8 protein-coding genes and 1 tRNA gene are annotated in these 14,209 nt (G+C 61.2%); 2 read left to right on the forward strand and 7 right to left on the reverse strand.

From position 1 onward, the window contains the following. Positions 1-211: 211 nt before the first annotated feature. A tRNA-Gly gene (locus tag CEY08_RS04255) sits at positions 212-287 on the forward strand. 107 nt (positions 288-394) lie between these two features. On the opposite strand, the gene CEY08_RS04260 is transcribed toward CEY08_RS04255, so the two are convergent. The 7 genes from CEY08_RS04260 to CEY08_RS04290 all read right to left on the reverse strand — a co-directional run bounded on the left by CEY08_RS04260 (position 395) and on the right by CEY08_RS04290 (position 12,676). Next, positions 395-2,947: a fimbria/pilus outer membrane usher protein gene (locus CEY08_RS04260; protein WP_088607586.1), complete on the reverse strand. Its 2,553-nt coding sequence runs from the start codon at positions 2,945-2,947 to the stop codon at positions 395-397. Positions 2,948-3,052: 105 nt separating this feature from the next. Further along, entirely contained in the window at positions 3,053-3,805 is a 753-nt protein-coding gene (locus tag CEY08_RS04265; protein WP_076816083.1) for a fimbrial biogenesis chaperone, read from the reverse strand. An 81-nt stretch (positions 3,806-3,886) separates the two neighbouring features. After that, the gene (locus tag CEY08_RS04270) at positions 3,887-4,486 is read right to left on the reverse strand and encodes a fimbrial protein (protein WP_076816085.1); all 600 of its coding nucleotides are present in this window, start codon (positions 4,484-4,486) and stop codon (positions 3,887-3,889) included. 111 nt (positions 4,487-4,597) lie between these two features. Beyond that, positions 4,598-5,245 carry a response regulator gene (locus tag CEY08_RS04275; protein ID WP_076816087.1) on the reverse strand — a complete coding sequence of 216 codons (648 nt, stop codon included), beginning with the start codon at positions 5,243-5,245 and terminating at the stop codon, positions 4,598-4,600. A gap of 65 nt (positions 5,246-5,310) precedes the next feature. After that, positions 5,311-8,559, reverse strand: coding sequence for a hybrid sensor histidine kinase/response regulator (locus CEY08_RS04280; RefSeq protein ID WP_076816089.1), 3,249 nt, complete (start codon positions 8,557-8,559; stop codon positions 5,311-5,313). Positions 8,560-8,640: 81 nt separating this feature from the next. Then, entirely contained in the window at positions 8,641-9,834 is a 1,194-nt protein-coding gene (pvrR, locus tag CEY08_RS04285; RefSeq protein WP_076816091.1) for a response regulator cyclic di-GMP phosphodiesterase PvrR, read from the reverse strand. Beyond that, a complete protein-coding gene (locus CEY08_RS04290; RefSeq protein WP_076816093.1) occupies positions 9,821-12,676 on the reverse strand; it encodes an ATP-binding protein in 2,856 nt (951 codons plus the stop codon). Before CEY08_RS04290 ends, pvrR begins: the two co-directional genes overlap by 14 nt. A gap of 306 nt (positions 12,677-12,982) precedes the next feature. On the opposite strand from CEY08_RS04290, the gene CEY08_RS04295 reads away from it, so the two are divergent. After that, positions 12,983-14,197 (forward strand): DUF3440 domain-containing protein, encoded by a 1,215-nt coding sequence (locus CEY08_RS04295; RefSeq protein ID WP_063642347.1) that lies wholly within the window; start codon positions 12,983-12,985, stop codon positions 14,195-14,197. The last annotated feature ends 12 nt before the right edge of the window (positions 14,198-14,209 follow it).

Raw genomic sequence — 14,209 nt, forward strand, 5'->3', positions numbered from 1 at the left:
TGTTGACGATTTCGCGCCTTCCGCAGCGCCGCATGTTCAACGATTGACGATCACTGGCCGTCTCCGGATACCGGACGAGGCAGGAACCGGGCGCGCCCACACCCCGCGCGGACTTGAAAAGCGTCTTTTTAAAAATTAGGTATACTTCCGCCTCTCTTGCCGCAAGCCTGTTCCGGATCTCTCCGATCACGAATGGCGCCAGGCAGGAAATGCGGGAGTAGCTCAGTTGGTAGAGCGCAACCTTGCCAAGGTTGAGGTCGCGAGTTCGAGACTCGTCTCCCGCTCCAGATTTTGATTCAGGCTTTCTTCATCGGAAAACCTGAACTTCTTGAAAAAAAGGGCCCGCGGGCCCTTTTTTCTTTCTGCGCAAAGATGCCCGTCGCGACGGCGTGGCTCAAGGCTCGCAATGCAATCTGGCACGCTCATAGTTGAGTGTCTTGTTGCGTTCAGGCAGCGCATAAGAGGCGGAGCACTGCTGATTCCCCCAACGGATCCGCAACGTTCCCTGGTCCTCTTCAACCAGTGCCAGTGCCATGCCACTGGGGTCGGAAATCGCCAGCTGCTTGCCACCCGCATTTTCCACGGAAGCACCGAACGGAATCTTGCCGCCTTGATGGTCATACAGCTCGAACTGCACACGCCGGCCGGTCGTGCCGGTATAGCGGGCCAGCGTAATGGCGCCACGACGCGGCACAAGCTGCTGAGTCGCGTTGTCGATCTCGATGTCCGCGCCCAGTTCTCGCGTATCCAGGCTGATCCAGTTGACCCGATACGGCTGGGCGCTAGGAACGACCGCGTACCCGTTGTAGCCAGTGGCGACGCCGCTATAGCTGCTGATCTTGGCGCCTTGCACGCCAGGCACCTCGACCAGCGCAAAGGTCTCGCCCACGGTCTGCCCCATATTGACGCCCCCCGAATGCGCAACGACCGAACCCGCGACGTTCAGGCTCTGAGCGTTGTAGCCTTGGCCTTGGCTGTGGCCCGCGCTGATGTCCGCCACGGATGTACGCGTACTGATGGTGGCCGACGCCGACCGGTCTCCGCCACTGCGCGCTCCGCCCTGGATGGAATAGAACGTGTTGGCCTCTTCGGTCAGATACCCGTTGATGCCGGCCTGAACGCTGCCTCCGCGCTTTTGCGAACTGGTGGTGACAAACGCGCGCGGCGCCCGCGAACGCCCGCCCAACGGAAATGAGATCGACAGGCTGACCATGGTATCGCCCGCAGCGCTTCGGCCACCGATATCCCTGCTGCGGCTCACGTTAAGGCTGTAGCTGACGTCCCCCCAGTTGTTGCTGTAGCCGGCCGAGATGCTTTGCAGTCCGCCACGGTTCCAATAGCGCTGGTCACTGCCGCTTACGTACAGGCTGCCCCATTGCGCCTGCTCGCCCAGGCTTTGGTTGATGGTCAGGTCGGTCCGGGTCTTGGAGTACGGCGTCCGGGAAAGCAGGCCGGCGCTTCGGTCTTCGACGTGATTGGCAAGCGTGCGGTAGCCCTCGGTCGAATAACGATGGGCTGCCAGCGTGAATGTCGTTGCCGTGCCGGTAAAGGTCTTCGCGTACAGCGCGCGCAGGCTGTTACCCGACTTATCCTGGCCTTGGCCGTGGCCTTTGCTTGTGGAGTGCGTCCAGTCCAATGACATTGCGCCTATCGGGGTATTGGTTCCCACCCCAACAGCCAGCGCCCGGTATCCGTCGGTAGCCTGCAGCCCCACTATCCCCGTCAAATTGCTGCCAAGGCCATACGCAATGTTGCCGGTGATCAACTGAGGCGTGGCAACGCCCACGCTGTTGCTGCGATAGCGTCCCACCGAGAAGCTGTATTTCAGCTGCCCTTCGCGCACCATGATGGGCAGGCTGGAAAAGGCCTGCTGGCTTACCCTGCGCCGCCCGTCGGACTCAATCACGGTTATCTCAAGATCGCCGTTGGATCCGCTAGGGTAGATATCGCTGATTTCGAACGGGCCCGGCGGCACGTTTGTGGAGTAAAGCAGATAGCCGTTCTGCCGGATTTCCACGGTGGCGTTGGTCTGCGCAACGCCACGGACGATCGGCGCATAGCCGCGTTCGCTGTCGGCGCGCATGCCATCGTCGGACTCCAGTTTCAGACCGCGGTAGCGCACGCTGTCAAACAACTGCGCATCGCTGAAAACATCCCCTGCGCTGAACTGCCCTTTGAGCGCGGTCACGTCGTGCTGCAGGTAGCTGCGGTTGCTCTGGAAAGTGCTGGGGCGCCCGGTCCCGTGGCTGAAGTTGGATTCGTTGCGAAAGCGCCAGCCTCCCAGGTTGATCCCGTTGCGCAGGCCCAGGTTGTTGTTGTAGCGGACGCCGCCGACGCCGCCATTGCGGTTCGCGCTCACCTGATAATTGATGAAGGCGGCGGGAACCCCGTTGTCCCATAAGTCGGGATCCACGTAGCCGCGTATGCCTCGTTGCATGGCGACCTGCGGCACGCTGACCAGCAAACGCATGCGGCCGGCATCAAAGCGTACCGTCGCCATATCGATCAGCCCGGCAAGATCCATGCAGGACTGTTCCGCCTTGGGGTCGATCTTTCCTTGGGCTCGCAGCTTTTCCATGTCGATACCCAGTTGCGTTAGTACGTCAAGGGTAAGGCAGGGCTCGACGCGGCCATTGGCCGGATTGCGATTGAAGCTGATTTCACGCCGCCCAACCAGCACCTCGTTGCTATAAAGATCGACCCGATAATTGCCGGGGGGCACATTGGTGCCCGCCAACAGCAGTTGCAGGTCCACTGATGAGGGTGCGTCCTGAAAGAAGGCAGTATTGAAGGCAAGCAGTTGCGGATCCGCGACTTCTTGCTCCGAAGTCGCCGCATGGGCGCAGGCGCTCTGGATGGCCAGGGTCAACGCCGCGAGCTTCAAGGTCGCGGGAAAGATGAGACGCGCACGCGCGCGCCTGCCCTGGAAGGACCAGACATCGAACATACAAGAAATCCCATTTAATCCATGAGGTACCGCAAGCACCTCGAAGACGCACACCGAAGACGCACCTCGAAGACGCACATCAAGGACGTACAAACGCCGGCAGCGTCAGGGCGTCGCAGTGGTCTCGATAACCGTGGCGGTGCGGCCTTGATTCGGAGCAAGGCGAACGCGATACTCGTTCTGTGCGCCGTAGTCGTTAATACTGATGAAGCTCAGGCTCGCAGGTGCGCTAGCCGATACCTTGGCAAGATTGAAGGTTCGGGATTGCCCGGGTGCAATCGTTGCCAGCTCGGCGGCCACCGCCGAGTGATTTCCAGCGTCGACCTTGAGGTCCGCCATGGACACGTGGTAGACGCTGGGATTGCGGACCGACAACACGGTCGAGCCGCTGTTCTGCGTCAACTGCCACACCAGTTCTTCAGGCGCCGTCAAGGCGCTGCCGGGCAACCCTGCCGGGCGGAAGAAGATCTTTATCCGCTGGCGCACAGCCAGTTGCAACGTGTTTGCCTGCTCGCTGGCCTTGGGAATTTCCTGGACGTTGAGCCACACCATGGATTCGCGGTCGGCAGGCATGCCGACGCCTTCGTACAGAATGCGCAGCAGCTGCTGTTCTTTGGCCATGACCCTGGCCAGCGGCGGCGTGACCGCGAACGGAACGCGTTGGCCCTGCCCTTCATCCGTGTCTATCCAGGACTGCACCAGCACGTCCTGACCGCTGTTGCGCACCGTAAGGTTGGCCTCTTTGTGCCCACCATCGAAGATCACGCGAGTGGCGCTCAATGAGATTCCACCCATGGCTGGCGCAGCCGCAAGCACGCCCAGCAAGCCCAGACATGCGGAAAGTCGTTGGAACAACATAAGCAAATCTCATCCCTATTCGATTGAAGCGGACGGCGAGGCTCGGCAGAGCCTCGCCGCTGACGACCCAAAGGGTGAGACTTACTGGTACTGCAGGATGAACGGGAGGGTGGCGTCACCGCGGCCGGCCGTGGCAGAGCCAGCGGCGCCAGTCGTGACGTAGGCAGCGGAGAATCGCAGAGTGGCGTCGCCGCCGGCAGCGCCGCCGCGCATGTCGCTCTGGATCAGGGAGGTGGTCTTGGTGCTGAGGTCGATCTTTGCGCCGTTGCCGTCGATCAGCGCAATGCCGACGTTCTTGGCTGCATCGCTGCCCGGATCCAGGGCCAGCACGCCCTTGCCGGTCACGATGCCGGAACCACCGCCCGCGGCGGGGTCGAAGACCATGGTCACCTTGGTGCCTTGGTTGCAGTTGACGTTGAGGCTGAACTCCTTGCCCGTCACACGACCGGAGGCGGGCGATTCGGCAGTGCCCATGTCCTTGATGGAGACGCTGCCCATATCCACCGCGATCACGCGGTCGGAGTCGGTGCCGTCGACCGAGCAAGCGTCATTGTTGATGACGCCGCTGAAGGTAATCTTGCCTTCACCGCCCTTCACAGGAGCCGCGGGTTCGGCAGCGAAGGCCCCGGCGGAAAACACGAGCGCCGACAGGGCAACGGCAGCGACGGAGAGTTTATTCATAATGGATTCCTAGTTGATCAGTGAATGTCGTAGCAATCGGGCTACAAATTCATTAAAGCAACGCGGCGTACCATCACGAATCAGACAATCCTTAGAAATCAAGCATTTCACTCAACTGAAGTAGCGATTTGCCATACAGTACGTCATCAGTTCCTGGTCACTATTGAGCTCAAGCTTGCGCATGGCGGACATCTTTTGGGTGCTGATGGTCTTGGGGCTGCGATTAAGGCTGCGCGCGATTTCTCCCACGGTCTTGCCCGTCACGAATAGCCGCAGAATCTCCCGCTCTTTGAAGGACAGGCTGGCGAAACGGTGGTCCTCGTCAAGTGCCGACTCGCCGCCCGACTGCGCGTCCCACTGCGAGCCCCGGTATTGGCGGCGCAGAAAAATCGCGCCCAGCGCGCGCTCGATCTCCGTGTGCATGTGCCGCTTCTGAATTACCCCCACAACTCCCATGTCCAGCAGACGCGCATGGACCGTAGGCGTGGAAATCATCGTCAATACCAGCACCTGGATCTGCGGGAAGTTCCGGATCAGATAGTCGATCAGTTTCAGCCCATCCCCGTAGGATGAGTCGTCCGGCATGTTGTAGTCGGTAATGACCACGTGCACGGGCTGCTCCTGCAAAAGCTTGACCAGGGCGCTGGAGCTCATTGCTTCGCCTATGACACGAAAGCGCGCGTCTCCCTTGATCAGTTCGCGCAGACCGAACAGCACGATAGGATGGTCGTCCGCGATGATGACGTTTAGTGTTTCCATAGAACCTCCGCGAATGGAGTTTTGCATGCCACCGGCCTCTTGTGGGCGGCATGCATGATGTTTTTCTAGCCCAGCGCCTTGGTCAGCTTATCAATGTCGCTCAATAGCTGCCGCACTTCCTGGTGCAGCGATTCATTGAAGCCTTCGGTGGCGAGTTGGATCTCCGCCTGCGAACAGCGCCCTGACAGGGTCGCTGCCCTCACGGCCGCAAGCGCGCCCGAGATCCTGTGCAGGAACTGTCCAGCCTTCGCAAGATCCCCCTGATCCCAGGCGTCCCGGATGGCCAGGATATCCGCCTCCATGGTCTGGACGAATATGCCACGCATCGCGGGCGGCAGGCTGATCGGCGATTCCCCATCCTTGCCATCCCCATCCTTGCCATCCCCATCCTTGCCATCCCCATCCTCGCCATCCTCGGCCGCTACCGCCTCGGGGTGAGAATCCCGCACCGCGTCATGCGCAAAGCCCAATCCCAATTTGACCAACTCGGCCCGCAGGATCTTCAGCGTCAGGGGTTTGACGAGCCAGGCGTTCATCCCGACTTCCAGGCAGCGCGCGCCTTCCTCACGCATGGCGTTGGCGGTTACCCCGATTATGGGCAAGTCCGCGTCCTGCTCGCGCAACGCGCGGGCCAGCTCATAGCCATTCATGAACGGCATATTGACGTCGGTCAGCACCAGGTCGAACTCACCCGGTTGCCACAGCCGCAAGGCTTGCTGGCCATTGTCGGCAACGACGACGCGACAGCCCAGGGCTTCGAGCTGTTCCCGTACGATGCCCTGATTGATCGGGTTGTCCTCCGCGACCAACACATTCAAATGCAGGTCGGCGCTGAGGGTAGCGGGACGTTCATCGGCTCTGCCTTCCTCCCCCCGGCTCAACTGCCGCACGGCACGGGCGATTTCCCGCACATCGAACATGCTCGCGTCCAGGTCGCCTTTGGCCTCCCCCGCGGCAGCTGCGGCGTGGCAGCAAATCCGCCGCCCGGGCCAGGACGGCGCCCGGTCGTCGGGTAGCACGTCAACCAGCACGGCCCCGGGCGACATGGCGCTGGACACCGCCGGCAGCGGACGAGGGTTCAGCCCCAGGCGCGCCAGCCAGTCGCAATAATGCTGGGCGAGCTCCTCCACAGGGGCTCGTACGAACACTGCCGGCCGGTCCGCGCCGGGCGTCGCCGGGACGGACAAGCCGCGGCCCGCGACAGGCAACGAAAGCCGCATGACGAAGCTGCTGCCCAGGCCGGGGTCGCTCACGACCTTCAGTTGCCCTCCCATCATTTCACAGAGCCATTTGCAGATCGGCAGTCCTAAGCCTGCTCCGCCTTCGTTCGACACCTCGCGAACCTGGTAGAACAACTCGAACAATCGGGCTTGCTGCGCTTCGGACAGCCCAACGCCGGTGTCGGCGACCTGCCATTCCAGGGTTACCTGGTCGTCGGAGCTATCCAGCACGCGGGTGCGCAGGACGACCCGTCCTCGATCCGTGAACTTGATGGCATTGCTCAGCAGATTATTGAGGACCTGCCGGATCCGCATGGGATCGCCGAACACGCGATCGGGCAACGCCGGATCGGCACAACCGTAGAGCAGCAGGCCCTTGCGCTCGGCAAACGCAGCGTAAGTGCGCAGGGTGTCCTCGATCATCTCCAGCGGACAAAACTCCACCGGCTCGAGCGCCATCTGCCCGGATTCGATCTTCGACACGTCCAGCACGTCGCTGATCAATTGAAACAAGGTCGCCGATGAGCGCTGGATAGTGTCCAGATAGTCTTGCTGACGGGCGGTCAGCGGAGTCAATTGCAGCAACTCCAGGGTACCCAGCACGCCGTACAGAGGCGTGCGGATTTCGTGGCTCATGGTTGCCAGGAACAGCGTCTTCGCCTCATTGGCGGTCGCCGCCTCGCGCCTGGCCTCTTCCAGCTCGCGCGCGTCTTCAATATGCCGGGTGACATCATTGAAGGCGTAAAGCCGCACTTCCTCGCCTTGGTAGCGCGTGGACACAAAACCGACCTGCAGATGACGCCCCGCGACCTCCAGGTGGTGTTCGCTGGCCCCTGCGCTGTCTGGCAGATGGTCCAGGGACGCGAGAGAACCCACCGTTCCCCGCCAGGACTTGGCGCGCTGGTTTTCCAGCACCACGTGGTGATCCGGCAGGCGCACCACGCAAAGGCCGGTAGGGGCGGTGTCGATCACCGCGCGGCTGAAGGCTTCGCTTTCGGCGATTCTCGCGCGCGCTTGGTCCGCGGGCTGGATGACTCGCCGACGATACCAACGGGTTACCGCCCAGCCCAGGCCGATCAAGCAAAGAAAACCCGCACCAAGAGTGATCAAGGAGCCCAGTGCGTAACGGGAGAAGCTTTTGTAGCCCAGGGTGTACACCGCCACCCACGGCGCCCCTTGGTGATTGACCAGCTTGAACACCAGCCCGTCGGTGTTCAGGTTGAATCCCTCTTGCAAGGCAGGATCAGGACTGGAGACTCCCTTGAGGATTTGCCCTGACGGCGTGACAAGGGTGAGCTTGTCATACACCACCCAATCCATCGTGCGCTGGAAGTCGTTGGCCTGGACCAGGTCGAGCATGACCGCAGCTGTCGCCTGGGTGCCGGCGCTTTTGATCCTGCGGTATTCCGCCGGCAGGTCTATGGTGGTGTAGGCCAGCAGGCGAGCGCCCGTGCCTGTGTTGCCAGCAGGACCGTAGGATCGCCACTCCACTTCTGTATCGTTGGCCTGCGGCGAGCGCGCGCGTATCGTGTCGAGCACCTTTGAAAGTGCATCTTGATCACGTTCCGTGGCGCTGCGCTCTCCCCGCGCAGGGACAACCAGGTCGAACTCGCCCCGCCGATTGAACAGGAACGCGCGCGGCGACTGGTAATGCGACGTGGACCAGAACGCGCTGTAGTAACTGCTCAGTTGGGCTCCCAAGCCCTGAATCAGGGCGAGATCCTTGGGATCCGTGGCCTGCACGTTGACGCGGGCATTGAACGGCATGGAAAACACGTTTTCCTGGCCGCGGAAGATGGCCTCTTCCGCAGCAGGCTCGAACACCTGCATCTGGGGGATATCGCCGCCCAGCAGATCGCCCTGCAAACTGCGCTGGCGCAAGGAGACCAGAAACAGTTCCTGCTCCTGGATATTCTCCATGAGACGGGTGAAATGAAAACGCACCGAGTCGTGGTTTTCGTCGACCAGCCGCTGGAGCAACCAGTAGGTGGAGCCGACGAGCAAAAGCACCACCCCGCCCAGAATCATCACGCCCTTGCTCAGCCGCAACGAACTGCGGGCGAGCTTCTCCAGAACGGCATAAGAATGCTTCATGATGAATCGCGTGACCCCACATTGCTTTTATCGCTTGGAGTCTACACGCGAATCACGACACATCACTTGACCAAAATCCGCTCAATGCACGAATTGCGAACCGTCGACCTTCAATAGATGGAGAAACTGGTCGGCGGGCACCGCATGGGAGATCAGGAAGCCTTGGGCATGGCTGCATCCAATCTTGCGAAGCAGGGCCAGTTCGGCGGCGTTTTCCACGCCTTCGGCGACCACGCTCAGGCTAAGGCGCTTGGCCAGCTCCACGATGCTGGACAGGGTTGCCCGCAAATTGTCGTCCTCGTGGCAGCCTTGGACCAGCGCGCGGTCTATCTTCAGCTCGGTGAACGGTATGGAAAGCAGGTTGACGTAAGAGCTATAGCCTTTTCCGAAATCGTCTTGCGACAGGCCGAATCCTTTCATGCGCAAGCGGCAAGCGCCCGCGTAATAGTTGCTGACCTGCTCGGGCATGGAGCACTCCATCAGCTCGAAACTGATCTTTCCGGGGACGCCCTTGTGACGCACGACGAACTCCCACAGGCGGTCCGCCAGATCATGGTCGTTCAGCAGGTGCGTGGGCAAATTGATCGATACCGGCACGTCAAAGCCCCGCGCCCGCCAATGGGCCTGGACCTCCAGGCTTTGTTCCAGAACCAGCCACAACAGGCGTTCTTCCAGGCCGCTGGCCTTGACGGAGGGGATGAACGCCCCGGGAAGCATCACCCCCTGAGTGGGGTGCATCCAGCGCGCCAGCGCTTCCGCCGAAACGATACGGCCGGTGCTGAGGGACTTCTTGGGTTGGAACCAGGCTTGCAATGCGCGGCTTTCCAGGGCGTCGATCAAGGTCAGGCGATCGTATTCAACTTTCTTGGGAGCCGCGGGGCGCGTGGAGCGACGCTGGTCGCGCACGTGCTCTACCACGCCTCGCAATGCCTGGGACGATACCGGCTTGGATAGCAGGCCGACGACTTCGATGCCCAGATGCTTGGCAACCAGTGACGCACCGGTCAACATGCGGCGAGAGGCCGAGCTCATGATGGCCAGGCCAGGCTTTCCCGGAAGCGTGGCCAGTTTCTGGATGAACTGGACCCTGTCCATTCCCGGCATCATGAGGTCGGTCAGCACCAGGCCATACTCGCGTTGCCGCAGGCGCTGCAGGGCCTCGCCGCCGTCGCGCGCCATGTCCACATGCACTTCGCCCAGCTCGGTCAACAAGCGCTGGAGATACATGCCCTGGAACGGGTGATCCTCGATAATCAGGATTTCACGGGGTTTCATACATACTTCCTTGGTATGCGACCAGGCAATGGAATAGCGCCTGTAGGGTGAAGGGCTTGATTAAGCAATGATTCATGCCGGCGGCCATGCATAGCTGGTCCTCGCCGCGCATGGCATTGGCGGTAGCGCCGATGATCGGCACCGTGCTGCCCTCGCGGCGCAGCGCCTTCGCCAGTTCATACCCATTGAGCCCGGGCATATTGACGTCGCTCAGAACAATGTCGAAGTCGCCCTCGTGCCAGCAACGCAAGGCCTCTTCGCCGTCGGTCGCCAGCACCACGGAGCATCCGAGCTGCTGAAGCTGGTCGCGCAGGATCAGCTGATTGATAACGTTGTCCTCGGCGACCAGGACATTCAGGCCCAGGTTCGCATCCGCCACGCCGCCCGCGCCAGCCCGGTCCGCCCGAGTGCGCCCAGCGGCTTCTTCGTGGGCGTCCCAAAGCCCCTGGGCCTGGCAGACGGCTTGATGGATGGCGGCCAGATGGCTGACGTTGACATACCAGGATTCGCCGTCCTGACGGGGATCGCTGCATCCATCCGCACTGGCGATGACGCGTCGCCCGGTCCATCCGGGCGCCAGTTCGGCGGCAAGCTTGCCGGGATGCGCTTCCAGCAACAACGCGGACGACGGCGCGGCCCCCGCCAGGCCAACCTGGGCTCGCGCTCCCCAACGGCGCAACCAACCGGCCAAGGATTCGGCCAGCTCGTGCAGGGGAGAAATCACATGGATTCGCTCCGGCAGGATGTGGCAGCACGGCGACTCCGGGTCCATCGGCAAGGCCGGCTCCTCCAGGGGCAGCAACAAGGAGAAGCTCGTGCCCAGGCCCAGATCACTGACCATGCGCATCTGGCCATTCATCAGCTGACTGAGCCGCTGGCAAATCGCCAGGCCCAGGCCGGAACCCGCCACCACGTTGGTACTGCCTTCCGTTTGATAGAAGGGCTCGAAGATGTAGGGTTGATCTTCTTCTGCGATGCCCCGTCCATTGTCTGTCACCTGCCAAAGCAGGCAGGAGCGCTCATCCTGCCGGTCCAGCAGTTGCACACGCAACACGACACGCCCGTAGTCCGTGAACTTGACGGCATTGCTCACCAGATTGTTCAGTATCTGCCGAATGCGCGCGTGATCGCCTTGCAGCCGCAAGGGCAGTTGCGGATCCAGGCAAGCATAGAGTTCCAGACCTTTGGCCAAGGCAGCCGCACTGTAGCCCTGGATTACTTCCTGGACAATCTCCGTCGGGGAGAACTCACTGACTTCCAGCTCCAGCTGGCCGGCCTCGATCTTCGATACGTCCAGTACGTCGCAGATCAACTGCAGCAAGGTCGCCGAGGACCCCTCCAGGGCCCGCAGATATTCGCGCTGCTGGGCGTCAAGGGAGGTTCGCGCAAGCAGCTCCAAGGTGCCCTGCACGCCATACAGAGGGGTGCGGATTTCGTGACTCATGGTAGCCAGGAACAAGGTCTTGGCGGCATTGGCCGCATCGGCAGACTGGCGCGCCGACTCCAATGCCGCTTCGGCTTGCTTGCTCGCGCTGATGTCGCTGAACACGCAAAGCAGGACGTCCTCGCTCTTGTAGCGGGTGACCACGCTACTCAAACGCAGATGGCGCCCCTCAGACGTCACGAAACTGACGTCATGGGGCACATTCGGTGCCATGAATGCCGATCGGATCCAGCCGCGGCAAAGGGCTTCCCGTTCGTCGCCAGTGCCCAGCCACTGCTGGGCCAATTGGTTTTCCAGCACCATCTGCGCATCGCTGCGGCGCACGACACACAGGGCCACTGGCGCCATCTGGATCAGGTCGCGACTGAATGATTCGCTCTCGATCAACGCCTGAATGCGGTGGATGGTAGGTTTGATAAGCCGGTTGTCGAAGCGGCGCATCAGCAGAAGAATCATCGCGATACTGATCACGCAGAACAGCAGCGCGCCCAGCAATTGCTTCCACAGGCCCAGCAAGACATCCGCCAGGCCGATGGAGTACACCAGCTGCCAATCGGACGACATCAGGCTTTTTCGAATGACCAGGTGGTCGGGAAATAGGCCATCGCCGACGAAGCCGAAGAAGTCGGCGCGTTGATGTTGAAACAGCGACCAGCCATGACGCTCGTGAGGCATGTTGCTGAATACCAGCATGCCATCCGCATTGAGCATCATGAATTCGCCCGCGCTCTGGTCGCTAAGCGTGTCTGACACAGCCCGGCTGTTCATTTCGAGGGCCAGCCAGCCGGAATTAGGATCGTTCCGATCCAGCCGCTTGAAGATGTAGAGGTACGGATCCTGCCTGTTGCGATTGGTCAGCCACAATTCTTGCAATGGCGCTCCGTGATCGTCCCGGAGCGCATGCAGGCGCAGAAGGATATGGCTGGGCAGGACAGGCGTTTCTTCGGAGGCGTTGAACAGGCGGGTGACACTTGAGCGCTGATCGCTTCCCACATACAGCAGGTTCACTTGCTGCGCGGCGAGATAGTTGCTCATGCGCCGCGTCAACCAGATGCTCCATTGGTTTTCCGGTGGCTCGCCCACGAGAAAGTGCACTTCTTCCACCGAAGAGGCGTACGCCAGCGACCCCGACGGATTGACGTGGCGGACGGCCGACAGGCTCAGGCTTTCCAGCAACGCCTCGCGTATGGTGAAGAAAGTGTGCGCTTCGGCAATCGCGCTGCTCATGTATCCCCGACGCTGGGAGATATCGTTGTTGAACGTGAACAGCAGGAAATTGTAGGCGCCGCTGAGGATGCCGATCGACAACACGGCGGCAAAGATCCGAAGCAAGCGCCGAACGGCTTCAGGACTGGAAAGCAACGGACTGATCTGCTGCAGGTAGTTCTTTAATCTCATAATCTGAATCTACGACTCAGGTCAGAGATTTGACATCAGACAATCCTTAACCGGATCCGACGATCAGCGGCGCTTCGCAGCCATACTACTCCGACTCCCCTCAGAGGTCCGAGCACTGGTTCGTCACAAGAGAAATAGGAATCGTCCTAAACGTTTCGAGCCCGGTTCCCGCTATTGTCTTGCGCTCGCGGCCAACCGTGATGCTGTCCGGATGAGCCACGCAACGGCTGGAGCAGGCCCGCATACGGAAAGCGCCCGGCACAACAGCCTATGTCATGGAGAGCGCGGACCGAGATGGAGTCGAAGGTGGCGAAAAACTATAAGAACATTGATGTCTACGATGCGGCCAAGGCACGCATCCGTCTGGCATTCCAGCACTTCGAACGTGTCTGCGTGGCATTCTCTGGAGGCAAGGACAGTTCCGTCACCCTGCACTTGGCGCTGGAAGTGGCGCATGAGCTCAACAGGTTGCCGGTGGACGTGCTGTTCATCGACCTTGAAGGGCAGTATCACGCCACCATCACGCACGTCAGGGAAATGTTCGACCGCCCGGACGTCCGTCCCTGGTGGGTGTGCTTGCCCATCAATCTGCGCAATGCCTCCAGCCTGCGCGAGCCCTACTGGTGCGCCTGGGAACCTGGCCGGGAGGCAGACTGGATCCGCCCTATGCCAGACCACCCCGCGGTCATTCGGGACTTGAAGTATTTCCCCTTCTTTCGCAGCCGGATGGAATTCGAGGACTTCGTTCCTGCGTTCAATGCCTGGCTGGCCCGGGACGTTCCCACCGCCTTCCTGGTGGGCATCCGCTCGGATGAATCGCTCAATCGTTACCTGGCGGTCAAGGCCAGGAACACGCCGAAGAAAGGCGCCTGGCGGCCTGACGCCGCCGCCGCCGCGATCCCCTGGAGCTCGGATCCGAACGGCGATGGCCGCGCAGTGTCGTTTTTTCCGATCTACGACTGGCGCTTTGAAGATCTGTGGCGCTACGTTGCCGACCGACGCTGCAGCTACAACCGGCTGTACGACCACATGTACCGTGTAGGCATACCGTTTTCCCAAATGCGCATTTGCCAACCTTTCGGAGACGACCAGCGCAAAGGACTGGACCTGTTCCACAAGATCGAACCAGAGACCTGGGAACGCGTTGTCCAGCGGGTATCCGGAGCGAACTACGCGGCGCGATACTGCAGGCAGAGGTTTCTTGGCTACCGCGGCGGGCTGGGGCTACCGCCGACGTTCGCCTCCTGGCGCGCGTATAGCGGATTCCTGCTCAGCACCCTGCCGCCGCCCTTGAAGGCGGTGTATAGCCGGCGCATACGGAAGTTCATCGGCTGGTGGGCCAAGAATGGCTATCCCCTGCATGTCTGGCCGGACGCGGGCACACCGGCGCTGGAGAACAAGAAGAAACAGCCGTCCTGGAGGCGGGTCGCGATGGCGCTGCTGAAGCAGGACATGGCCCGCTCGCTGTCATTCAGCACATCGAAGACCGATTTGAAAACGCTGGCCCTGCCCGAAGGATAGCCATCTGATGCA

The organism is Achromobacter insolitus, assembly GCF_002209555.1.
Classification (GTDB): Bacteria; Pseudomonadota; Gammaproteobacteria; order Burkholderiales; family Burkholderiaceae_B; genus Achromobacter; species Achromobacter insolitus.

Excerpts from the sequence above, each read along its gene's own strand:
- CEY08_RS04260 (WP_088607586.1), bottom strand. The coding sequence starts at position 2,947 with ATGTTCGATGTCTGGTCCTTCCAGGGCAGGCGCGCGCGTGCGCGTCTC.
- CEY08_RS04265 (WP_076816083.1), bottom strand. The coding sequence starts at position 3,805 with ATGTTGTTCCAACGACTTTCCGCATGTCTGGGCTTGCTGGGCGTGCTT.
- CEY08_RS04270 (WP_076816085.1), bottom strand. The coding sequence starts at position 4,486 with ATGAATAAACTCTCCGTCGCTGCCGTTGCCCTGTCGGCGCTCGTGTTT.
- CEY08_RS04275 (WP_076816087.1), bottom strand. The coding sequence starts at position 5,245 with ATGGAAACACTAAACGTCATCATCGCGGACGACCATCCTATCGTGCTG.
- CEY08_RS04280 (WP_076816089.1), bottom strand. The coding sequence starts at position 8,559 with ATGAAGCATTCTTATGCCGTTCTGGAGAAGCTCGCCCGCAGTTCGTTG.
- pvrR (WP_076816091.1), bottom strand. The coding sequence starts at position 9,834 with ATGAAACCCCGTGAAATCCTGATTATCGAGGATCACCCGTTCCAGGGC.
- CEY08_RS04290 (WP_076816093.1), bottom strand. The coding sequence starts at position 12,676 with ATGAGATTAAAGAACTACCTGCAGCAGATCAGTCCGTTGCTTTCCAGT.